Source organism: Myxococcus faecalis (assembly GCF_050039385.1).
Classification (GTDB): domain Bacteria; phylum Myxococcota; class Myxococcia; order Myxococcales; family Myxococcaceae; genus Myxococcus; species Myxococcus fulvus.
The window spans coordinates 5,472,839-5,494,772 of sequence record NZ_CP144336.1 but is presented as its reverse complement, the minus strand read 5'-3'; the positions used below and the strand labels follow the sequence as shown (position 1 = coordinate 5,494,772).

Here is a 21,934-nt window from a genome sequence, read left to right as displayed (position 1 = left end):
AGGCGCTCGCATGACTGCAAACGAAGAGGGCCGGCAGGGAGCATCCCCGCCAGCCCTCCATGTGCCCACGCTCCAATGACTGGAGCGGGCCGGACTACTTCTTCTGCTCGGCGGACGGAGGCGTCGCGGGAGCGGCCGGCGCGCCAGCGGGGGGGGCCTCGGGCGGCTTGACGATCTCCAGCAGCTCCACCTCGAACACCAGCGCCGAGCCGCCCGGGATGTTCGGGGGCGCGCCGCGGTCGCCGTAGGCGATGTCGGACGGGCACACCAGCTTGGCCTTGCCGCCGACCTTCATCTTCTGCACGCCCTCCGTCCAGCACTTGATGACGCCCTGGAGCGGGAACTGCGTGGGCTCGCCACGCTTGTAGGAGCTGTCGAACTCCGTGCCGTTGGGCAGCGTGCCCTTGTAGTGCACCTTCACGATGTCCGTGGCCTTCGGGGACTCACCGGTGCCGGGGGTGATGTCCTTGAACACCAGGCCGGACTCCGTCTTGGTGGCGCCCGACTCCTTGGCGGCCTCGTCCAGGAACTGCTTGGACTTCTCCTTCTCCTTCTCCGCCTTGGCGGTGGTGCGCGCGCGCGCCAGCTCCTGGAGCTTCGGCCCGTACGTCTCCAGCTCCACCGCGGGCTTGTCGCCCTTCACCTGGGCGTTGAGGCCCGCCTTGACGTACTCCAGCTCCTCCGGAGTCATGTCGAACACGCTGATGCTCTTGCCGATGGACAGACCGAGCGCGTACAGCGTCTTCTGGTCCTCGGTCTGCGGGTTGGCCGCCGCGCCCGCCGTCGCCGTGGCGGTGGCGCCCCCGTCCTTCGCACCCTGCGGCTGGCACGCCGTCAGGCTCAGCATCATCGCAACCAGACACATCTTCCGCATGTGTTTGCCCTTCCTTCGCTTGTGGCCGCGGCGGCGAAAGCGCGCCGCCAATCTCTCGTTCCGGAGGGGCGACTTACTACAGAAACGCGCGTCCTTCCTCTTGGCGCCGCACCGCGACGCCCATCCGCCGCCCTCGTTTCATCCGGGTAGGATATTTCTCCACCCACCATCCCGAGGCCCTACGAACGCGAAGGGGCTCCGGGCTCGAGCGTCAACAAGCGCCAGGGCGGCGCAGGTACGCGAGGAGCGGCTCGCGCAGGGGGCCCAGGCGCTTGTAGCCGCTCAGGTCGTCCGGGACGGTGGCGAGCACGCGGGCCAGGCGCTGGCGGCGCTCGGGCGTGGGCACCTCGCCGGCCACCGGGGCCACGTAGGTGTGGATGGTGAAGAGGATGGCGCCCGTCTGGGGCAGGCGGCTCAAGGTCTGCCGCTCCAGGCGCAGGAAGCAGCGCTCCCCGGCGTTGTCGGGCGTGAGGCCCTCGAAGAGGTGGCGCCACTCGGGGAAGGAGCGCGGCTCCATGCACAGCCTGTCGGTGACGGTGACGGCCCAGTTGCAGCGGGTGACGGGGCGGCCCGGCTTGAGGCCCTCCAGCAGCTTCAGCGTGCCGCGGCCCATCTGCTCGGCGAAGCCCGGCACCGGCGCGTGCACCGCGAGCAGGGACTTGCCCAGCTTCTCCCCCAGGCTCCAGCCAGAGGGGAAGCAGAGCTGTCCGGCGATGAGCGGGCAGCCCTCGCGCGTGCCGTCCAGCACCAGCAGGTCCTCCTGCACCTGCCTCCCCACCCAATCCAGCGGCGCGAACGGCAGGCCGTCCTCCTGGCCCGGCGTGAAGGAGGCCGCGTCGCCCGTGAGCGTGTTGTGCCAATGCCAGCGCCCGTCGTCGTCGACCCGCAGGGTGAACGACTCCGGTGTCTGCTCGGCCATGCGCGACAGCAAGAGCCGCAACACCTCCCACTGCTGGGGCCCGGTGCCCGGCTGCGCCTGGAAGCGCGCGTGCGGGTCCTCGCCGAGCAGCGAGGCTTTCAACGCCAGCTCAGCGCGATAATGCGCTGCGTCTACTTCGATGAGTGTTTCACCGGGACGCAAGGCGCGCACTCCAAGTGCCATGGCGTAGGCGTCCTGCTCGAAGGGGAAGTAGGGCAGCACGTGGACGAAGCTCCGACCCGAGAAAAATACAGCCTGCCATTCCTTGCACATCGCAGCGCGTCACGAAACCCAGGCGCGAAGGAAATCCTCACCTCACCCTTGAGGTCGGGCGCGGGCGGGATGAGGATTCGCGCCATCCCTTGGCCCCGCCCCGCTCCGCTCCCCGTCGAGACACGAGGGGGGCATGGCCGACTCCTGGAGGAACCCTGATGAACCGTCTGTCACGTGCCGTGCTCGTCGCCGCGCTGAGTCTGCTGGCCCTTCCCGCCTGCTCGGACGACGACGAGGACCGTCAGTTCGCGAGCCCCAACCCGAGCCCGGGAGAGCCCGCGACGGACGCCGGCACGCCCGACTCCGGCACGCCGGACTCAGGTGACGTGTGGCCCGCCGAGTTCTCGTGTACCGATGCGCAGCGCAAGACGCTGACCTTCAATCCGGGTCAGGAGCAGGACCTGCAGAACGCCGTCAATGACTTGCAGCCGTGCACCACGGTGCAGCTGGGCGCGGGCACGTTCAAGTTCAACAACGCGGTGACCATCCGCCAGGACGGCATCACCATCGTCGGCGCGGGTCGGGGCGCGCAGGGCGAGGGCACCGGCGGCGCCGCCAGCACCGTGCTGGACTTCTCCAACGCAGTGGCCAACACCAACGGCCTGGACGTGGTGGGCAAGCTGTTCACGGTGAAGGACGTGGCGCTGTGGAACGCGAAGAAGGACGCGCTGCGCGTGGAGAACTCGTCCAACGTGTTCATCCAGCGCATCCGCACCGAGTGGGCGGTGGAGAACGACGAGAACAACGGCAAGTACGGCATCTACCCGGTGAAGTCGCGCTACGTGCTCATCGAGGACTGCGAGGCGTACAACGCCGCGGACGCGGGCATCTACGTGGGCCAGACGCGCTACACCATCGTCCGGCGCAACATCGCGAAGAAGAACGTGGCGGGCATCGAAATCGAGAACACGCGCTTCGCCTACGTGGAGGGCAACACGGCCATCGACAACACCACGGGCCTGGTGGTGTTCGACCTGCCGGGCAACCCCATCAAGGGCACCGACATCCTCATCACCAAGAACACCATCACGGGCAACAACCGGCCGAACTTCGCGTCGGTGACGGCCAGCAGCAGCACGGTGTCGCAGGTGCCGGCGGGCACGGGCACGTTCATCCTGGCGTCGCGCCGGGTGGAGTTCGTGGGCAACACGTGGGGTGACAACGGCTCCGTGGACATCGCGGTGCTCAGCGGCCTGGCCATCGAGCCCAACCCCATCCTGTGGTCGGCGGGCTTCTTCAACTTCAACACGGGCGATGTGTCCATCCACGACAACACGTTCCTGGGTGGCAGCGGCGCGAACGTGGACAACGGCCAGCCGGACCTGCAGAAGCGCCCGCTGGGCGCGCTGATGTTCAACCTGTACGCGTACGGCAAGGCGGTGCACGGCGTGGAGCGCGTGGAGCACGTGCTGTGGGACGGCATCGACCCGGCGCCGCGCGCCGAGGGCCGCGAGCCCAACGCGCTGAACCTGTGCTTCTACAACAACACGGTGCCGGCCACGACGAAGCAGGCGGTGGTGGACCTGGACCTGCAGTCGGTGCAGGCGTACCTGACGGCGCAGACGCCCAACCCGGCGGCGGCGTGGGCCGCGACGGCGCGCTACGACCAGGGCGCCGAGCCGTTCAACTGCCGCGGCTTCGCGCCCGCGCTGGACCTCCCCTGAAGTGAGCGGACCGAGGACGCCCGTCGCCATGCGCGCGCCGTACACGAAACATCTGGGCCTCGCCGCGGTGCTGCTCGCCGCGGCGGTGGCCGCCTGCTCCGGTGACGAGGACCCACCGGGCAACGAGCCCACGCCGGACGCGGGCAATCCCTCGCAAGGGGATGCCGGCACGCCGGACGCGGGTGCGCCGGACTCGGGCCCGGACGCGGGGCCCCCCGACGCGGGGGTGCCGGACGCGGGTCCCCCCGACGCGGGCACGCCCGACGCCGGGCCTCCGGGCACGGTGGTCATCCCGAACAAGCTGTCGGACCTGAAGCTCTTCACGGGCACGCCGGCGACGGGGGACTTCCAGCCCGTGGCGGGCAACATCCCGTACGAGCTGACCACGCCGCTGTTCTCCGACTACTCGCTGAAGTCCCGCACGCTGTACGTGCCGGACGGCAAGAAGGCGCTGTATTCGGCGAACGACGTGTTGGACCTGCCGGTGGGGACCATCATCACCAAGACGTTCGCGTACCCGGCGGACTTCCGGGAGCCGGACAAGAATGTGCGCCCGCTGGAGACACGCATCCTGGTGCGACAGCCGAGCGGCTGGGAGGCGTATCCCTACGTCTGGAACGACGCGCTGACAGAGGCGACCAAGGTCGTCGGCGGCTACGTATTCGAGAACTTCGAGTTCATCGACGCCGAGGGCGTGAAGAAGACGTTCAACTACCTGGTACCCCAGCGCAACCAGTGCCAGAAGTGCCACCACGAGGTGGACGCGCAGGACAACCAGTACCTGGTGCCCATCGGCGTGAAGGCGCGCTACCTCAACCGGGAGCACGTCTACGACGGGCAGCCGGTGAACCAGCTCCAGCACCTGGCGGCGCTGGGGAAGCTGGGCAACCTGCCTTCCGCCAACATCCCCCGCGCGCCGAACGCGTTCGACGCCACGGAGGCCACGGTGGCCGAGCGGGCGCGCACGTACCTGGACATCAACTGCGCGCATTGCCACAACCCGAAGGCGCAGCCGGGCATCACCAGCCGGCTGTTCCTGGACATCAAGACGACGGACGAGTTCAGCCTGGGCTACTGCAAGCGCCCGGGCTCCGCGGGCAGCGGCGTGGGCGGTGAGTTCGACATCGTCCCCGGAGACCACTCCACGTCCATCCTCTGGTACCGGCTGCACACCGAGGAGTCGGGGAAGATGATGCCGGAGATTGGCCGCGCCCTGCGCCATGACGTGGGCTCGCAGCTCATCGCCGATTGGATTGACGCCATGCCGCCGCGGTCCTGCAAGTAGCGGCGCGACAGTCCTGGGTGTGGATGAAGGCCCTTCGCCGCTGCCCCTTCGAGGCACGGCGGAGGGCCTTCGCCTTGTCGGGCCTCAGCGAGTCGGCCGCACCCGGCGGCGGCGCGCCGCGTCCTCACCGCCCAGCGACACGAGCATGCCCGCCAGCAGCGTGCGGGCCTCCTGCAGCGGGCCTTCGCCATGCTGGCGCTCGAAGCGCTGCTGGAGCGCGGAGCGCAGCGCCCGGGACTTCTCCACCGACGCGAGCCCGCGGGGCGACAGCGCCACCTGGCGCACGCGCGCGTCCCCGGTCTCCGTCTTGTCCACGTAGCCCAGCGACTCCAGCTCCGCGACGGACTTGGACGCCGCCTGCTGCGTCACCCCCAACAGCTTCGCCAGCTCGCTGATGGAGCGCGCGCCGCCCAGCAGGTGCTGGAAGACATGGCCGTGCGAGTGGCGCAGCCCGGTGAAGCCCGCGCCGTGGAGCTCCTCCAGCACCTGGTCGTTCATCCGCTGCCCCACGAAGAGGGCCAGGTACCCCAGGTCCAGCGACTCGGGGCGCACGTCCACGTCTTCCATCCGGCGTGACATGCGCCACTGTGTCGCATTCACATCCCGGGTTGTGCAATGCGGGTCCTCCCTGGACCTGGCCTTGTCGTCGTCGACCCGTGGGTCCTTTCGTGACATCGCCCCCCAGGACTTTCCGCAGGCGTGTCGCATAATCCCGCCCCCATGTCCCTTCCCCTCCTCGCCCGGGCCTTGGGCCTCGCCGTCGCGCTGGCGGTGCTCGCCGCGTGCCGCATCGAGTCCGCGGCGCCCGCGTCCGGCGCCGCCAACAAGCACGAGGGCGCGCCATCGGGCGAGGTCTGGGTCTACACGTCCATGTATCAGCACGTGCTGGACGCGATGGAGCCGCTCCTGAAGGAGAAGCTCCCCGGCGTCACGGTGCGCTGGTACCAGGCCGGCAGCGAGAAGGTGGCCAGTCGCCTGGAGGCCGAGCGCGCCGCGGGCGCCGTGCGCGCGGACCTCCTCTCCGCGTCGGACCCGTTCCTCGTCGAGCGGCTCGCGCGCGAGGGGGCCCTCCTGCCGTATGCGTCCGTGCACGTGCTGCGGGCCCCGCGCGCGTTGGTGGACCTGGATGCCCGCTACGCCTCCATCCGCGTGTCCACCATGGTGCTGGTGCATCGCGAGGGCTCTCCGCCTCCGCCTACCTCGTTCGCGGCGCTGGTGGATGGGAGCTGGAAGGGACGCGTGGCCATCGGCGACCCGCTCACGTCGGGGACCGCCTTCACGTGGGCCGTGTTCTGTCAGTCCAGGTACGGCGAGGCGTACTTCACCGGCCTGCGCGAGCACGGCGCGCTCGTGGCCGGCGGCAACGCGGCGGTGCTCCAGAAGGTCGAGAGCGGCGAGGCCGACGCGGGCGTGCTGCTGCTCGAGAACGCGCTGGCCGCCCGGGCGCGCGGCAGCAGGCTGCACATCGTCTGGCCCACCGACGGCGCGGTCACCATCCCCGGCCCCGTGGCCATCCTCGCCGGGACGCCGAACCCCGTGGCCGCCCGCGCCGTGGTGGACGTGATGCTGTCTCCCGAGGGCCAGCGCCTCATCGTCGAGAAGGGAGACATGCACGCGGTGGACCCCCGGCTGCCGGGCCCGCGCGAGGAGCCGGGCGTGGACGCGCTGCTGCGACGCACGCAGCCGTGGACGCCGCCCCTGCTGGAGCAGGGGCTCACGCGGGGCAGCGCCATCAAGGAAGCCTTCAGCCGGGCCTTCGCGCGATGAGGGTGCCCACGCGGTGGCTGGGGCTCGGTGCGTGGCTTACGCCGCTGCTCGTCTTCGCGGTGGGGCCGGTGGTGGCGCTGCTGGCGCGCGGGCTCGGCGCGCAGACGGGTGAGGCGGGGATGAGCGGCCTGGGCGCGGAGACGGGCGCGCTGCTCAACACGCTGGCCATCTCCGGCGGCGCGGCGCTGCTGGCGCTCTGCCTGGGCACGCCGCTGTCGCTCTTGCTGTTCCGCACGGACCTGCCGCTGCGCGGCGCCTTCACCGTGCTCTTCACCCTGCCCTCCGCCATCCCCGCCTTCATCTGGGGCATGGGGTGGTTGTCATTGGCGAGCCCTCGCGCGGGCTATCTCAATCGCCTGCTGGGCGCTGGCACGCTCGACATCCACGGCCCGGTGGGCATCGCCTTCGTCGAGGGTGTGTCCGGCCTCCCGCTCGTGCTGCTCGCGGGCGCCGCGGCGCTGCGGCGCGTGGACCCGGCGCTGGAGGAGGCCGCGCGCGTGTGCGGCGCCTCCCCCCTGCGCGCGCTGCTGACGACGACGGTGCCGCTGGTGATGCCGTCGCTGCTCTCCGGCGCGGTGATGGTGTTCCTGATGGCCGCGTCGTCGTTCGGCGTGCCGTACCTCCTGGGCGTGTCCGCGACGCCGCCCACGCGGGTGCTCACCACGCGCATCTACGAGCTGGTCCTGCTGGGCGACGAGGGCCTGGGACGCGCCAGCACGCTCGCGCTCGTGCTGCTGCTGCTCACGCCGCTGTCGCTCTTCGCCACGTGGACGCTGGGGCGCGCGGGGCGCGTGCGGTTGAGCGCGGGCAAGGGGCTGTCTCCACGGCCCTTGTCCCTGGGCCGCGCGCGGAGACTGGCCACCGGTGGCGTGGCGGCGGCCTGCGTGCTGCTGGTGCTGCTGCCCCTGGGCGCCATCCTGCTCACCTCGCTGCAGCGGGGCTTCGGGGCCCGGCTGGCGTGGGAGGAGTTGACGCTGTCGCACTGGTCCGGCGTGCTGTTCGAGCCGCGCACGCTGCGCGCCACGGGCTTGAGCCTGCTGCTCGCGACGGGCGCGGGTGCGCTGGTGTGCGGCCTGGGGCTGTCGGCGGCGCTGCTCCAGCGGGCGTGGCGTCGCCTGGGCGCGGGCGTGGAGGCGCTCGCCGTCTGGCCCTACGCGGTGCCGGGCACGGTGCTGGCGCTGGCGCTGCTCGTCGCGTTCTCGCGCGACTGGCGCTTCATCCTCGTGGACCGCGTGGCCTTCGTGCTGGCGCTGGCGCACACGCCGTGGCTGCTGCTCGTCGCGTACGCGGCGAAGTACCTGGCGCTGGGCACCCGCAACGCCTCGGAGGCGCTCGCGCAGCTGGACCCGTCACTGACGGAGGCGGCGCGCGTGTCGGGCGCGGGCCCGCTGCGCGCGTTCCTGGACGTGCCGCTGCCGCTGCTGCGGCCCGCGCTGACGGTGGCCTTCATCCTGACCTTCCTGGCGTGCGCGACGGAGATAACGATGTCCGTGCTGCTGGTGCCCGCGGGCTCGGAGGTGCTGGGCAAGCTGCTGTTCGACCTGCAGAGCTACGCGGACCCGGCCTCCGCGGCGGTGCTCGCGTGCGCCTTCGTGGCGCTGGTGGTGGCGGGACAAGCGGTGCTCGCGTTGGCATCCCGGCGCGCGACGGAGACGCGGTGATGGCGGCGATTGCGTTGCGGTCCGTGTTCAAGGCCTACGGCGCCACGCCCGTGGTGCGCGGGCTGAGCCTGGACGTCCACGAGGGCGAGCTGGTGTCGCTGCTGGGCCCCTCCGGCTGCGGGAAGACGACGACGCTGCGCATGCTCGCGGGCCTGGAGCACCCGGACTCGGGCGTCATCCGCATCGGCGACGAGACGGTGGCGGGCCCCGGCGTGCGCGTGCCGCCCGAGCAGCGCGGGCTGGGCATGGTGTTCCAGGGCTACGCCGTCTGGCCCCACCGCTCCGTCGAGGAGAACGTGGCCTATCCGCTGGTGCTGCGCCGCGTGCCGAAGGCGGAGCTGGCCACCCGCGTGCGCGAGGCCCTGCGACAGGTCCGCCTGGAGCACCTGGCCACGCGCAGGCCCCACGAGCTGTCGGGCGGCCAACTGCAGCGCGTGGCGCTCGCGCGCGCCCTGGTGGCGAGCCCCCGCGTGCTGCTGCTCGACGAGCCCCTCTCCAACCTGGACGCGGCGCTGCGCGAGGAGCTGCGCGCGGAGCTCGCCACGCTGCGCGCGAGGCTGGGCACCACGCTCGTCTTCGTCACCCATGACCAGGGCGAGGCGCTCGCGCTGTCGGACCGCATCGCGGTGATGAACCAGGGCGTGCTCGAGCAGGTGGACTCGCCCCAGACGCTCTACCGCGAGCCCGCCACCCCGTTCGTCGCGGGCTTCGTCGGCGGCGCCAACGTGCTCACGGGCGAGGTGCGCGAGGGCCACTTCCACACCACCCCTGGAGGCACGGGGTTCGCGCTGCCACCCGGGACTCCCGCCACCCCGCCGGGCCCCACCACCCTGGTGGTTCGCCCCGAGGACGTGGAGCTCGGCGAGCACGGCACACCCCTGCCCCTGTCCGCGCGCCTGTTCCTGGGCCACGCCGCCGAGTACCGCTTCCCCGTCGGCAGCACCCTCCTGCGCGCGGTGGCCCCTCCACTCGAGGTGCGCGCGGGTCAGACACTCCACGTCCGCCTGCGCAAGGTCCGCCTCTTCGCCCCACGGTGAGGCGTGGGCTCGGGGGCACCTGGATGTTTTCGGACTCATTGCCCGGGACGAACCGCTCCGGGGAGACTCCCAGCGTCACCCCCGACTCCCGGAGTCCTCGTGTTTCGCCCCATCGCCCTGCTCGCGCTCCTCGTGTCGTGCCTCGGACTCACCGCCTGCTTCGAGGACGACGTCTGTACCGAGATCTCCACCTGTGGCGGCTGCGCCAGTGAGTACGTCGCCAACGCCTGCAAGTGGTGTCCGTCCGACAGCACCTGCTCCGCGTATGGCGAGGGCAGCTCCTGCTCCTACTCGGAGTTGAAGGACGACGCGGACGAGTGCGGCGGTACGTCGAGCGCGTGCAACAGCCCGTACTCGGGCCCCTCGGCCGACCCGCAGTCCTCCTCCTTCTGCCAGGCCGCGTACCACTACGGCTGCCAGGGCCAGACGTCGCGGCGCGACGACAACTGCCGCGTGTACGCCCAGTTCGAGGCGGACAACCCGGGCATGCCGTCCTGCCCCTACTGCCCCTGAGCGATTGGGCGCGCGAGGAGGCTCGGGCCGGGTTAAAGCCGCACCCATGAGCGACTCGAACCCGAGCATCCTCTCCCACGTCTCCCTCGGCACGAACGACTTCGCGAAGGCCGTGGCCTTCTACGACGCCGTCCTCGGCACCCTCGGCTGCAAGCGGGTGCTCGACTTCCCCAACGCCGTGGCCTACGGCAAGCAGTTCCCCGAGTTCTGGGTGCAGGCCCCCATCGACGGGCAGCGCGCCAACGTCGGCAATGGCACCCACTTCGGCTTCATCGCCGCATCGAAGGAGGCCGTGCACGCCTTCCACCAGGCCGCGCTCGCGGCGGGCGCCACCGACGACGGCGCCCCCGGGCCCCGTCCGCAGTACGGCGCGCCCTACTACGGCTGCTTCGTGAAGGACCTGGACGGCCACAAGATTGAGGCGTCCTTCTGGGACGAGTCCGCGGGCGGCGCGCACGGCGTCTGACGTGGCGCCTACACCTGGCGCAGCTTCCAGCGCCCTCTGCGGAAGAGGAGGGCCGCGAGCACCGCCAGCACGGAGAAGGCCACGGTGAGCGAGAGGAACACCCCCGAGGGCCCCATCTTCAGGGGCCCCGACAGCACCCACGCCAGGGGCAGCTCCAGAATCCAGAAGCAGAACACGTTGATGAGCGTGGGCGTGGTGGTGTCCCCCGCGCCGTTGAACGACTGCGTCAGCACCATGCCGAAGGCGTAGAAGAGGAAGCCCCCGCTGATGATGCGCAGCGCGTGCGAGCCGTGGTCCACCACCACCGGGTCCGGGGAGAAGGCGCCCACCAGCGGCTGGGCGAAGGCGACGAACAACACCCCCAACGAGCCCAGGAACACGGCGTTGATGCGCCCCGCCGTCCACACGGCCTGCTCGCCGCGCTCCGGCTGACGCGCGCCCAGGCTCTGGCCCACCATCGTCGCCGCCGCGTTGGCCAGGCCCCACGAGGGGAGCAGCGCGAAGAGCACGATGCGCATCGCGATGGTATAGCCCGCCACCGCCTGGCTGCCGAAGGTGGAGACGATGCGCGCCAGCACCACCCAGCTCGTGGTGTTCACCAGCGACTGCGCCGTGCCCGCGCCCGACAGCCGCAGCATGGAGAGCATGGTGCCCACTTCCAGCCGCACGTGCTCCCAGCGCACGCGCAGCCGCCCGCTCCCCCGGGCCAGCCGGTAGATTTGGTACACCACGCCGCAGCCCCGGCCGAACGTGGTGGCCACCGCCGCGCCCATGACGCCCAGCTCCGGGAAGGGGCCCACGCCGAAGATGAGCATCGGCGCCAGGACGATGTTGATGGCGTTGGCCAGCCACAGCACCCGCATGGCGATGGCCGCGTCCCCCGCGCCCCGGAAGATGGCGTTGATGAGGAACAGCAGGAGCACCGTGCCCATGCCGCCGAGCATCACCTGCGTGTAGCGCACGCCGTGCTCCAGCACCCACGGCTCGCCGCCCATCAACTCCAGCAGGGAGCGCGAGAACACCACGCCGCCCACCGCCAGGGGGATGGCCAGGAACACGCCCAGGCCAATCGCCTGCACCGCCGTGCGCGCGGCCTGCTCCGGGTTCTTCTCACCGATGCGCCGCGACACCAGCGCGGTGGCGCCGATGCTCAGCCCCGCGGCCGCCGCGTAGATGATGGTGAGCAACGACTCCGTCAGCCCCACCGTGGCCACCGCATCCGCGCCCAGCCGCCCGACGAAGAAGACGTCCACCACCGCGAAGATGGACTCCATCACCATCTCCAGCACCATGGGGACCGCGAGCAGGAAGATGGCGCGCTTCACGGGCAGCCCCGTGAGGTCCTTCTCCGTGCCGTGCATGGCCTCCTTCAGCGACGCCCAGAACCCCTCTCGCGGCACGGACTCCCGCCCCTCCACCTGCGACATGTGTGCTGCCTCCTGGACCGCCCCGCCGAGCCTCGGGCCCTTCTGTCAGGAAGGGGCGACGGCGTCCAGGACGCCGCGGCGCGCGGCCGGCTGACCCGCACGGCGCCGAGCGGCGGGGCGGGTGCGCACGCTCGGCCTTGTCCTCCGCGCCCGGGCGGGCGTGGATGGCCGTCACCCACCCCAGACCCGGGGCCGGGTTACGCGCTGTTCGCCGTTGCACCTCCGACACCACTCCAGCGCCTCCGGGCGGTCCTTCATCGCCGAGGCGAGGTGTAGCTTGCGCCCACTCATGATGCCGAGCTTCTCTCGTTCGCTGTTCCCGTCAGTCCCCAGTCCGGGCACCGCGCACTTCCGTCTGGCCAGCAGTGCGCGCGTGCTGGGGCGCGTGCACCTGGGACCCGGAGTCCACCTCGCGCAGGGCGCGGTGGTCTGCTCTCCGGAGGGCGCGGTTCAACTGGGCGCGGGCTCCACGCTGCGGGAGAACACCACCGTCGTCGGCACCGCGCGTCATCCCGTGGTGGTGGGCGAGAAGACGACGCTGGGCCCGCGCAGCCTGGTGCTCGGCGCGTCGGTGGGCCACCTGTGCGACGTGGGCCCGGGGGCCATCCTCCAACCGGACGCCCGGCTGGGCGACCGCTGCCTGGTGGCGGATGGGGCGCTGGTGCCCTCCGGCATGTGGGTGCCCTCGGATTCCGTCGTCGTCGGCCGGCCCGCGCGTGTCGTGCGGCGCGTGGACACCGGCGACCTGGAGCGGCTGCGCGCCTCGCGCGGCGGCTCGCTCACCCTTCCCCAACAACCCCTCACCCCTTTCTTCGCCAGAGACCGCGCCGAGGATGCACCCATGGGACAGCTCTACTCCCTCCGAGACAAGCACCCGCTCGTCCACCCCACCGCCACCCTGTTCTCCTCCGCCGAGGTGACGGGCGACGTGCTCATCGGCCCCGGCGCCATCATCGGCCCCGGCGTGCGCATCATCGGCGAGTCCCACGCGCCGCTGCGCATCGGCGCGGGCGTGCGCATCCACGCCAACGCCGTGGTGCAGCTGCAACCGGGTGGCACGCTGGTGGTGGAGGATGGGGCCATCATCGGGCCGGGCTGCCTGGTGCACGGCTGCTTCGTGGGCGCGGGCACCGTGGTGGAGGCGGGCGCCATCCTCTGCGACCGCAGCCGGCTGGGGCGAGGCTGCCTGGTCGGCGCGGGCAGCATGGTGCGCCCCGGCTCGCTCTTCCCGGACGCGGCCCAGGTGGATGGCTTCCCCGCGGTGCAGACGGGCTTCTTGTCCGCGCTGCCCGCGACGCCGCCCTGGGCGCTCAAGCCGGAGGACCTGCCGGAGCTGCGCCGCGTCAGCTGAAGCCGCTCGTCGCCCGGGCATGCCGCGAGGCCCCGCCCCGCTGCCCGCTGTCGACTGCGCTCCCGCGTGCCGAGGGGCGCCTTCGTCCAAATCCTGAGGGAACGGGCCCGCCCGCGCGTGGAAACGTCCGCGCGCCTGGGGGACGGACGGAGGACCTCGCCTCGCGGCGGGGACGAACGATGTGGCAGGCGCCGGGCACCGAAGGCCTTCAGGAAATCCATCGGGGACGCCGGTACGTCGTGTTCCGCACCTGGGCACGCGATGGCCGGCCCCTCATCATCAAGCAGGTCCGCCAGGGGCCGCTCGCCGCCGGCAGCGCGCCCATGCTGCGCCACGAGCACGCGCTGCTCACCGGGCTGCGCGACACCGTGCCCGACCTCGCGCGGGTCGTGTCGCTGGAGGACGCGCCCTCGCACCCGCCCGCGCTGGTGCTGGAGGACGCGGGGCCGCACAACCTGCAGGAGTGGCTGCGCCGCAAGCCCGTGGACCTGGAGCGCTTCATGGCGCTGGCGCTCCAGCTCACCGGCATCCTCACCCGCCTGCACGAGCAGCACGTCATCCACCGCGACCTCAACCCCACCAACCTGGTGATGAGCGCCGACGGCACGCACCTGACGCTCATCGACCTGGACCTGGCCACGCGCGTCTCGGGCATCGCCCCCAGCAGTGATTTGCCCGGCGAGCTGCAGTGGGCCCTGCCGTACGTCGCCCCGGAGCAGACGGGACGGATGAACCGGCCCATCGACCACCGCGCGGACCTGTACTCGCTGGGCGCCACCTTCTACGAGCTGCTCACGGGGCTGCCGCCGTTCACCTCCCCGGACCCGGTGGAGCTGGTGCACGCGCACCTGGCCCGCGCGCCCGTGCCGCCCGCCTTCGTCAACCCCGCCGTGCCGCGCATCGTCTCGGACATCGTCCTCAAGCTGCTCGCGAAGATGCCGGAGGAGCGCTACCAGGGCGCCGACTCGCTCCTGTCGGACCTGCTCGAGGCCAGCCGGCGTCAGAACGACGGGGACTTCACGCTGGGGCGGCTGGACCTGGCCCACCAGCTGTCGCTCCCGGAGCGCCTGTACGGCCGTGAGCCCGAGCAGCAGGCGCTGCGCGCGGCCCGCGAGCGCGTGCGCCGGGGCGGAAGCGAGCTGGTGCTGCTGTCGGGCGCGGCGGGCATCGGCAAGTCCGCGCTGGTGCACGAGCTGGCGCGCGACGCGCTCCCTGGAGACCGGCTGCTCACCGGCAAGTTCAACCAGCTGCAGGGCACCGTGCCCTATGCCGCCTTCGTGCAGGCGTTCCAGGGGCTGATGCGCGAGCTGCTGGAGGAGTCGCCCCCGTCGCGCGACTTCTGGCGCGAGCGCCTGTTGGGCGCGCTGGGGCCGCACGCGCGCGTCATCACCGACGTGGTGCCCGCGCTGGAGGTGCTGCTCGGACCGCAGCCGGTGCCGCCCGCGCTGGGACCGGTGGAGGCCGCCGCGCGCTTCCACCTGCTCTTCCAGTCCTTCGTGCAGTCGCTGGCCACGCCCCGGCACGCGCTCATCCTGTTCCTGGATGACCTGCAGTGGGCGGACCCCGGCTCGCTCCACCTGCTGGAGAGCCTGTGCACGGACCCGGGCTCGCGACACGTCCTCTTCATCGGCGCGTGGCGACCGCAGGAGGTGGGCCCCGGACACCCGCTGTCGCGCCTGCTCGACGTGCTCGCGGAGCAGGACACGCTGCCGGTCCAGGACCTGGAGCTGGCGCCGCTGGAGGTCGGCGCCGTCACCGCGCTGTGCGCGGACACCTTCCAGCTGGAGCCCGCGCGGGTGGCGCCCCTGGCCCGGCTGCTCGCGGGCAAGACTGCGGGCAACCCGCTCTTCCTCACGCGGCTGTTGCGCCTGCTGCACGCATCCGGGCTCCTGCGCTTCGACTGGGAGCGCGGCACGTGGACCTGGGAGCTGGAGCGGCTGTCCCGGGTGGAGGTGACGGAGAACGTGGTGGAGCTGCTGCTCGCCGCCATCCGCCGCCTGCCCGAGCGCACCCAGTACGTGCTGGAGGTGGCCGCGTGCCTGGGGGACCAGGTGGAGCTGGGGCTCCTGTCGTCGCTCGTCGACGAGGACGAGCAGGACGCGGCCTCCGCGCTGTGGAGCCTCCTGCGAGAAGGGCTGCTCGTCCCCGAGAGCGAGCCCGCGCGCGCGCCGGCGACGACGGACGGCGCGCGGCGCGAGGCCACCTACCGCTTCGCGCACGACCGCGTCCGACAGGCGGCGTACTCGCTGCTCACCGAGGACCAGCGTCAGGCGCTGCACCTGGCCGTGGGACGCAAGCTGTGGCACGGCGCGAGGGGCGAGGCGCTGGAGGAGCGCCTGTTCGCGGTGGTGGACCACCTGTACCGGGGCCTCGGCCAGCTGAGCGACGGAGAGGAGCGCGAGCAGCTGGCGGAGCTGTTCTTCCGCGCGGGCTTCAAGGCCAAGGGGGCCTCCGCCTTCGGCGCGGCGCTGGTGTACTTCACCCGCGGCCTGTCGCTGCTGCCCGCGGACGGGGGACTTCGGCGACAGGCCCGGCTCTTCCAGGTGCACCGGGAGGCCGCAGAGTGCGCGTACCTCTCCGGCAACGGGAGGCTGGCGGAGGAGCTGCTGCACACCGCGCACACGCACGCCGCGTCCGCGACGCAGAAGGCGGACCTGTACGTGCTCCAGGTGCTCGCGAACCTCATGACGGGCAGCTACCCGGAGGCGCTCGCCGCGGGCCGCGAGGGGCTGCGCCTGTTCGGCGTGGAGCTGCCCGAGCACGGCTACACGGAGGCGCTCGCCGAGGGACAGGCGCGCGTGCGCCGGCACCTGGACGGGCGCCGGGTGGAGGCGCTGCTGGACGCGCCGATGATGACGGACAGCGCGCACCTGGCCTGCGTGCAGCTGCTGTCGGAGCTCGTCACGCCCGCCTTCTTCGTGGACCCGGACCTGTTCGCCTGGCTCAACACGCTGGCGCTGGCGCTCACGCTGGAGCATGGCAGCTCGCGCTGGGCCCCGGCCGTGTACGCCGTGCAGGGCATGCTGCTGGCGAGCCGGGGCGAGGTGGAGGAGGCCCAGGCCTACGGACACCTGGGCGTGGCGCTCGCGCGCAAGCTGGGCGACGCCAGGCAGGAGTGCCGGGCGCTCATCAGCCTCACGCTCAACGTCAACCACTGGCGCGCGCCCCTGCGCACCAGCCTGTCCCTGCTGCGCCGGGCGGTGACGACGGGGCTGGCCAGCGGTGACCTGCAGTTCACCAGCTACGCGCTCACCACCGTCGTCTCCACGGAGCTGGCGATGGGCACCGAGCTGGTGCGCATCCTCGGCTCCATCGACACCGCGCTCTCCTACTCCCGGCGCGCCAACGTGCAGGGCATGGTGGACGTGTCCCTGCTCTACCGTCAGGCCATCCGCGCGCTCCAGGGCCGCACGCGCACGCCGGCGCGGCTGGACGACGACGACTTCGACGAGAGCGCCTACCTCGCGTCGGACCGGGTGGAGCAGACCAACCTCTACCTGCTCGCGATGATGAAGCTGTTCGTCGCCTACGTGATGGGCGACCTCGACGAGGCGCTGCGCATGTCGCGCGAGGCCCTGCCCTACGTGCACTACACGCAGGGCTTCTTCCGCAACGTGGACTTCAACGTGCTCACCTCGCTGACGCTCCTGGCGCGCGCGTCGCGGACACCGCTGGAGAAGGAGGCCCTGCTGTCCCACGTGGAGGCCAACCAGCGCAGGCTGGAGGCGTGGGCCCGGACGTGCCCGGAGAACTTCCGCCACAAGCACCAGCTGGTGGCGGCGGAGGTGGCGCGGCTGGAGGACCGGGCGCTGGAGGCGATGCGGCTGTACGACAGCGCCATCGACGGCGCGCACACCGAGGGCTTCCTCCAGGACGAGGCCCTGGCCCACGAGCTGGCGGGGCGGTTCCACCAGCAGCAGGGCCACCGGCGCCTGGTGCCGCTGTACCTGCGCGCGGCGCTGGACTGCTACGTGCGCTGGGGCGCGCAGGCGAAGGTCACGCAGCTGGAAGAGGAGTTCCCGGAGCTGGCGACGCGGCTGGACCGGCCCTGGACGGAGCCCGGCGCCATCACGACGGGCCCCACGCCGCCGGGGGCCTCGCTGGACCTGCTCACCCTGCTCAAGGCCTCCGAGACGCTGGTGAGCGAGGTGGTGCTGGACCGGCTGCTCGAGAAGCTGATGGCGGTGTGCTTCGAGGCGGCGGGGGCCACGCGCGGGGCGCTGGTGCTGGACGAGGGCGGCAGCCTCCAGGTCTGCGCCGTGGGCGCCAGCTCCGAGCCGGTCAGCCTGGAGCGCACCCCGCTGGAGTCGAGCCCCCAGGTGCCGGTGACGTTGGTGGAGCACGCCTTCCACACCGGTGAGACGCTGGTGCTGGCCGACGCCGCGCACCAGGGCCGCTTCGTGGGGGACGCCTACGTGGTCCGCCGCGCGGTGAAGTCCGCGCTCGTCGTGCCCATCCAGCGCCACGGCAACACGGTGGGCGTGCTCTACCTGGAGAACGACCTGGCCACGCGCGCCTTCACCCCGGAGCGCGTGGGCGTGCTGCGCACGCTGTCGTCGCAGATCGCCATCTCGCTGGAGAACAGCCGCCTGTTCGAGCAGCTCCACGTGGAGGTGCAGGAGCGCCGCCGCGCGGAGCGGGCCGTGCGCTTCCTGGCGGACACGGGGCTGGCCCTGGCCGAGTCGCTGGACGTGGAGGTGATGCTGGGCAACGCCATGCGGCGCGTGGTGCCCTTCCTGGCGGACTGGTGCATCGTCACCGTCGTCGAGCGCGGCGAGCACCTGAGGGTGCTGTCGGCGACGCACGTGGACGCGCGCAAGGAGGCGCGGCTGAAGCAGATGCTGGAGCGGTACCCGGTGGACTGGACGTCCCCGCCCGCCCTCGTCCACGCGCTGCGCACCGGCCAGCCCTTCCTGCGCGAGGACGTCCCCGACTTCATCCTGCGCGAGCATGGCCATGGCCAGGAGTACATCGACACCCTGCGCGACATCGGCTCACGCGCCGCCATGCACGTGCCGCTCATCGCCGGAGGCAAGACGCTGGGCGTCGCCACCTTCGTCTCCGGCGCGCCCGGAAGGCGCTACACGGAGGCGGACCTGGGGCTCGCCCAGGAGCTGTCGCGCCGCGTGGCCGTCTGCCTGGACAACGCCCGCCTCTACCGCGAGGCCCAGGACGCCGTGCGCCTGCGCGACGAGTTCCTCAGCGTGGCCTCCCACGAGCTCAACACGCCGCTCACCTCGCTGCGCCTCATGGTGCAGACGCTCCTGCGCCACACGCCGCCCGGGCTGCCGCCCCACGCCGTGCGCGCGCTGCGAACGCTGGACGGCCAGACGCTGAAGCTGGCCACGCTGGTGGAGGAGATGCTCGACATCTCACGGCTCCAGGCCGGGCGCATGGACCTGCGCCTGTCGCGCGTGGACCTGGCGGACCTCATCCGCCACGCGGCCAGCAGGCTCGCCGAGCCGCTGGAGCACGCCGGCTGCGCGCTGGAGCTGCACATCGACGGTCCGCTGTGGGGGAACTGGGACGGCGCGCGGCTGGGGCAGGTGCTGGTGCACCTGCTGTCCAACGCGCTCAAGTTCGGCCCGGGCAAGCCCATCACCCTGCGCGCGTGGGAGGACGACGGGCGGGTGCGCGTGAGCGTGACGGACCGGGGCATCGGCATCGCGGAGGACCGGCTCGCCGACATCTTCGAGCGCTTCGAGCGCGCCGTCTCCGTGCGCGCCTACGGCGGCCTGGGCCTGGGGCTGCACCTGGTGCGCGAAATCCTCACCGCGCTCGGGGGCTCCATCCACGTGGAGAGCACCCCCGGCGAGGGCAGCACCTTCACCGTCGAGCTGCCGACCGACCCCGAGGCTCAGAAGTCCTCGTACTCCATCGAGATGACATAGGGCTTCGTGGAGCTCACCCGCCCCGCGGCGTCCGTGTGCAGCTCGCAGCCCAGCATCTGGCTCACCGGCGCGTCGAAGCGGAGGATGCGCAGCCGCTTCGCGACGGAGCCCTCCAGCCGGACGGGGTAGCCCAGCGAGCGCGAGCGCTCCAGCGTCTCCTCCGGCAGCTCGCCCGCCTTCACCTCGCCGCAGAACCCCGCGACGCGCGCCTGGACCTGCCGCTCCCTGCGCGGCGTCAGGACGCTCGCGCTCAGCCAGGAGAAGAACAGCACCAGTCCCGGCACGAGCACGAACACCAGCAGCGACACGCCGCAGCCGTACCGGCCCCACGAGGTGCCACCCGGCTTCGCCGCGCTGTCCCGTGCCATCCGCATGCTCCCTTGCGTGCCCCGGGAAAAAGCAACACCCGGGAGGCCCATGATGGCCCCCCGGGTGTCGCCGTCCAACCCCGAACCTCGAAGCTCCTGGAGCTAGTAGGAGCCCTTCAGCGTCACGCCCGTGAAGGCCGAGTAGGCGCGCACCATCACGTAGTACTTGCCCGCCGTGGTGTTCGTCAGCTGGCAGGTCTCCGCGTTGCCACCCAGGTACGGGCGGCAGTCGTAGGTGCCGGAGCCCGTGCCGGGGGCCGAGCCGAAGCGGACGTACAGGTCCGCGTCACCCGTGCCGCCGCTGGTGGCGAACGTCACGCGGGTGTTGGCCGGCACGTCCATCGTGTAGTTCACGCTGGCGCTCGTGGCGGCGGACAGGCCCGTCACCGGCACGTTGTTCTGCAGCACGTTGCCCACGGTGGCGCTCGCCGTGCCCGTCAGCGTCACGTTGGAATAGGCCGAGTACGCGTAGAGCAGGACGTGGTAGGTGCCCGCCGTCGGATTGTTGAGGGTGCACGTCTCCGTGCTGCTGCTGCCCGCGGAGCTGCACACGTAGCTGGACGTGGTCGGCTGGGTGCCGCGCCCCACGTACAGGTCCAGGTCACCCGAGCTGCCCGTGGTGGTGAACACCACCTTGGTGGTCCCCGCCGGAACCACCAGCGAGTAGTACTTCTCGTTGCCCAGCGTGCCGGAGATGCCCGTCACGGGCGTGCCGTTGGTCAGCGGGATGGAGACTGGCGGCGTCCACACGCCGTTGACCCCCACCGCCTCCCAGGCCGCCTTCACCGCGTCCTGGATGGCCTGGCTGTAGTTGAGGTCCGCGGCGGCCTGGATGGTCCACGTCTTCGCCTGGAGGAACGTGGTGCCCTCCGTGAAGATGTCCGTGTTGGCCTTGTACCAGATGCGCGCGGCCGTCTCGACGCCGATGGCCGGCACGTTGATGGTGGTGCGGCCGCGCGGGTGCGTGCCGCCCTTGGCGAGCAGCGCGAAGGCCAGGTTGGGGATGCCCGAGCTGTAGTGCACGTCGGTGCTGGACGTGTAGCTGTCGAGGTGGTCCAGCGAGACGCCGTCCTTCCTCGGGTCATCCATGTAGCGCAGGGCGTCGTTCTGCGTGTTCGGCGTCCACACCTGCTCGCCAATCATCCAGATGGCGGGCGCGGTGCTCCAGGTGCCGGACGCCCAGCTCTGGCAGATGGCGGCGAAGGTGTCCGACAGCGCCTCGTTCAGACCGCCGGACTGGCCGGAGTAGATGAGGTTGGACTCGCGCTCCGTCACCGCGTGCGTCAGCTCGTGCACCGTGACGTCCGGGTCCTTGCCCAGCTCGATGGAGTTCACGCCGTCGCCGTCGCCGTACACCATCTGGCTGCCGTTCCAGAAGGCGTTCACGTAGTTGCTGCTGTAGTGGACGGTGCTGCGCAGCTCCGCGCCCGCGTTGTCGAACGAGTCGCGGCCGAACAGCGTCTGGTAGCAGTCGTACGTGTAGCCCAGCTGCGTGTGGTTCTGGTCCACGTGCGCGTCGTTGGTGACCGCGCCCAGCTCGCCGCGGCGCAGGGTGCCCGGCAGCGTGGTGCCGTTGTTGGCCGTGTACACCGCGCGGTTGCGGGCGGTGTGGATGAGCGGGTGGCGCGCCACGACGCCCGCCTTGCCGAGCGCGTCGACGTAGACGTTGTCCACCAGGGGGATGCCGGAGGGCTGGGTGCCCGTCACGCGCACGTGCCAGGCGAGGAACAGCGTGCCCGCGTCGTCACGCACGTAGACCAGCCGGGGCTGGCCCTCGGAGGCGATGCCGGTGCCGGCGGTGGCACGGGCCGCCGCGCTCGCCGCCGCGGCGGCGTCCACGCGGGGCGTGGCGGGCAGGTCCACGCCGTCACGGGCGGAGCTGTTGGCCGCGTACACGTTGCCGTCGGGGCGCACGTGCAGCATCAGCTCACCGCCCACCACCTCCAGGCCGTTCTTCGTCTGGCGATAGCGCAGGTGCTGGTTGCCCTGGTTGTCCGTGCGCGCGCGCTGCAGGAACAGGTCGTCGGCGCGCAGGCGGAACACCGGGGCGATGTCCGTCAGCGCCGGGGCCGCCGCGAACGCCGCCTGGCCCACGCCCAGCGCCGACAGCGTGCGCTCCACCTTGCCCAGCTCACCCACCAGCGTGTCGGGCACGCCGTCCGTGTGCGCCCCCGCCACGCCCGCGCTCGGCAGCTTCTTGAGCGACTGCTGGATGTCCGCCCCCGCCTTCACCTCGGGCGCCTTCGCCTCGTCCGGCGCGGACTCCGTGGTGCCACACGCGGTGAGCGCAACACCCAAGCAGGCCACGCCAATCGTCTTCAGGACTCGATGAGCCAAACGCAAGACCTCCGGTAAAAGGCCATTTATTCGTGACACACCTGGAATCACGATTTCAAACGTAAAAGCCATTATTCATGTTTCGATATATTTCCAACCCA

Annotated in this window: 15 protein-coding genes; 9 read left to right on the top strand and 6 right to left on the bottom strand. The window is 71.6% G+C overall.

Annotated features, from left to right (window positions below; all coding sequences use genetic code 11):
* Positions 1–94 precede the first annotated feature (94 nt).
* Together VZQ01_RS22010 and VZQ01_RS22005 are read right to left on the bottom strand one after the other, a co-directional pair.
* Positions 95–874 (bottom strand): FKBP-type peptidyl-prolyl cis-trans isomerase, encoded by a 780-nt coding sequence (locus VZQ01_RS22010; RefSeq protein ID WP_223750374.1) that lies wholly within the window; start codon positions 872–874, stop codon positions 95–97.
* A 211-nt stretch (positions 875–1,085) separates the two neighbouring features.
* A complete protein-coding gene (locus tag VZQ01_RS22005) occupies positions 1,086–2,015 on the bottom strand; it encodes a heme-dependent oxidative N-demethylase family protein (protein WP_223750375.1) in 930 nt (309 codons plus the stop codon).
* 209 nt (positions 2,016–2,224) lie between these two features.
* On the opposite strand from VZQ01_RS22005, the gene VZQ01_RS22000 reads away from it, so the two are divergent.
* Both VZQ01_RS22000 and VZQ01_RS21995 read left to right on the top strand, forming a co-directional pair.
* Positions 2,225–3,730, top strand: coding sequence for a parallel beta-helix domain-containing protein (locus tag VZQ01_RS22000; protein WP_223750376.1), 1,506 nt, complete (start codon positions 2,225–2,227; stop codon positions 3,728–3,730).
* 28 nt (positions 3,731–3,758) lie between these two features.
* Entirely contained in the window at positions 3,759–5,015 is a 1,257-nt protein-coding gene (locus tag VZQ01_RS21995) for an SO2930 family diheme c-type cytochrome (RefSeq protein WP_305070696.1), read from the top strand.
* Positions 5,016–5,099: 84 nt separating this feature from the next.
* Here the strand turns inward: VZQ01_RS21995 and VZQ01_RS21990 are convergent, their stop codons facing one another.
* Positions 5,100–5,594 carry a MarR family winged helix-turn-helix transcriptional regulator gene (locus VZQ01_RS21990; RefSeq protein WP_426748915.1) on the bottom strand — a complete coding sequence of 165 codons (495 nt, stop codon included), beginning with the start codon at positions 5,592–5,594 and terminating at the stop codon, positions 5,100–5,102.
* A gap of 141 nt (positions 5,595–5,735) precedes the next feature.
* Between VZQ01_RS21990 and VZQ01_RS21985 the strand changes: the two genes are divergently transcribed.
* The 5 genes from VZQ01_RS21985 (at position 5,736) to VZQ01_RS21965 (ending at position 10,459) form a co-directional block, all read left to right on the top strand.
* Positions 5,736–6,782, top strand: a complete 1,047-nt coding sequence (locus tag VZQ01_RS21985; protein WP_426748914.1) for an ABC transporter substrate-binding protein — start codon at positions 5,736–5,738, stop codon at positions 6,780–6,782.
* Complete coding sequence (locus VZQ01_RS21980) at positions 6,779–8,443, top strand: ABC transporter permease (protein ID WP_426748913.1); 1,665 nt, start codon at positions 6,779–6,781, stop codon at positions 8,441–8,443. The genes VZQ01_RS21985 and VZQ01_RS21980 overlap by 4 nt, the downstream gene beginning before the upstream one ends.
* A complete protein-coding gene (locus tag VZQ01_RS21975) occupies positions 8,443–9,480 on the top strand; it encodes an ABC transporter ATP-binding protein (protein ID WP_426748912.1) in 1,038 nt (345 codons plus the stop codon). Before VZQ01_RS21980 ends, VZQ01_RS21975 begins: the two co-directional genes overlap by 1 nt.
* 99 nt (positions 9,481–9,579) lie before the next feature.
* Positions 9,580–9,993: a hypothetical protein gene (locus VZQ01_RS21970; RefSeq protein ID WP_141327058.1), complete on the top strand. Its 414-nt coding sequence runs from the start codon at positions 9,580–9,582 to the stop codon at positions 9,991–9,993.
* 46 nt (positions 9,994–10,039) lie between these two features.
* Positions 10,040–10,459 carry a VOC family protein gene (locus VZQ01_RS21965; protein WP_141327056.1) on the top strand — a complete coding sequence of 140 codons (420 nt, stop codon included), beginning with the start codon at positions 10,040–10,042 and terminating at the stop codon, positions 10,457–10,459.
* 8 nt (positions 10,460–10,467) lie between these two features.
* Here the strand turns inward: VZQ01_RS21965 and VZQ01_RS21960 are convergent, their stop codons facing one another.
* On the bottom strand, positions 10,468–11,886 hold the full coding sequence (locus tag VZQ01_RS21960; RefSeq protein WP_223750381.1) for an MATE family efflux transporter: 1,419 nt from the start codon (positions 11,884–11,886) through the stop codon (positions 10,468–10,470).
* Positions 11,887–12,163: 277 nt separating this feature from the next.
* Between VZQ01_RS21960 and VZQ01_RS21955 the strand changes: the two genes are divergently transcribed.
* A complete protein-coding gene (locus VZQ01_RS21955; protein WP_223750382.1) occupies positions 12,164–13,237 on the top strand; it encodes a gamma carbonic anhydrase family protein in 1,074 nt (357 codons plus the stop codon).
* 239 nt (positions 13,238–13,476) lie between these two features.
* A complete protein-coding gene (locus VZQ01_RS21950; protein ID WP_426748911.1) occupies positions 13,477–19,128 on the top strand; it encodes an AAA family ATPase in 5,652 nt (1,883 codons plus the stop codon).
* Here the strand turns inward: VZQ01_RS21950 and VZQ01_RS21945 are convergent.
* Both VZQ01_RS21945 and VZQ01_RS21940 read right to left on the bottom strand, forming a co-directional pair.
* The gene (locus VZQ01_RS21945; protein WP_426748910.1) at positions 19,095–19,496 is read right to left on the bottom strand and encodes a hypothetical protein; all 402 of its coding nucleotides are present in this window, start codon (positions 19,494–19,496) and stop codon (positions 19,095–19,097) included. The genes VZQ01_RS21950 and VZQ01_RS21945 overlap by 34 nt on opposite strands.
* Before the next feature lie 102 nt (positions 19,497–19,598).
* On the bottom strand, positions 19,599–21,833 hold the full coding sequence (locus tag VZQ01_RS21940; RefSeq protein ID WP_426748909.1) for a M4 family metallopeptidase: 2,235 nt from the start codon (positions 21,831–21,833) through the stop codon (positions 19,599–19,601).
* Positions 21,834–21,934 lie beyond the last annotated feature (101 nt).

Bases quoted from the DNA above. Each gene is read 5' to 3' on its own strand.
- VZQ01_RS21985 (WP_426748914.1), top strand. From the start codon at position 5,736: ATGTCCCTTCCCCTCCTCGCCCGGGCCTTGGGCCTCGCCGTCGCGCTG.
- VZQ01_RS22010 (WP_223750374.1), bottom strand. From the start codon at position 874: ATGCGGAAGATGTGTCTGGTTGCGATGATGCTGAGCCTGACGGCGTGC.
- VZQ01_RS21995 (WP_305070696.1), top strand. From the start codon at position 3,759: ATGCGCGCGCCGTACACGAAACATCTGGGCCTCGCCGCGGTGCTGCTC.
- VZQ01_RS21965 (WP_141327056.1), top strand. From the start codon at position 10,040: ATGAGCGACTCGAACCCGAGCATCCTCTCCCACGTCTCCCTCGGCACG.
- VZQ01_RS21990 (WP_426748915.1), bottom strand. From the start codon at position 5,594: ATGTCACGCCGGATGGAAGACGTGGACGTGCGCCCCGAGTCGCTGGAC.
- VZQ01_RS21980 (WP_426748913.1), top strand. From the start codon at position 6,779: ATGAGGGTGCCCACGCGGTGGCTGGGGCTCGGTGCGTGGCTTACGCCG.
- VZQ01_RS21945 (WP_426748910.1), bottom strand. From the start codon at position 19,496: ATGGCACGGGACAGCGCGGCGAAGCCGGGTGGCACCTCGTGGGGCCGG.
- VZQ01_RS21960 (WP_223750381.1), bottom strand. From the start codon at position 11,886: ATGTCGCAGGTGGAGGGGCGGGAGTCCGTGCCGCGAGAGGGGTTCTGG.
- VZQ01_RS22000 (WP_223750376.1), top strand. From the start codon at position 2,225: ATGAACCGTCTGTCACGTGCCGTGCTCGTCGCCGCGCTGAGTCTGCTG.
- VZQ01_RS21975 (WP_426748912.1), top strand. From the start codon at position 8,443: ATGGCGGCGATTGCGTTGCGGTCCGTGTTCAAGGCCTACGGCGCCACG.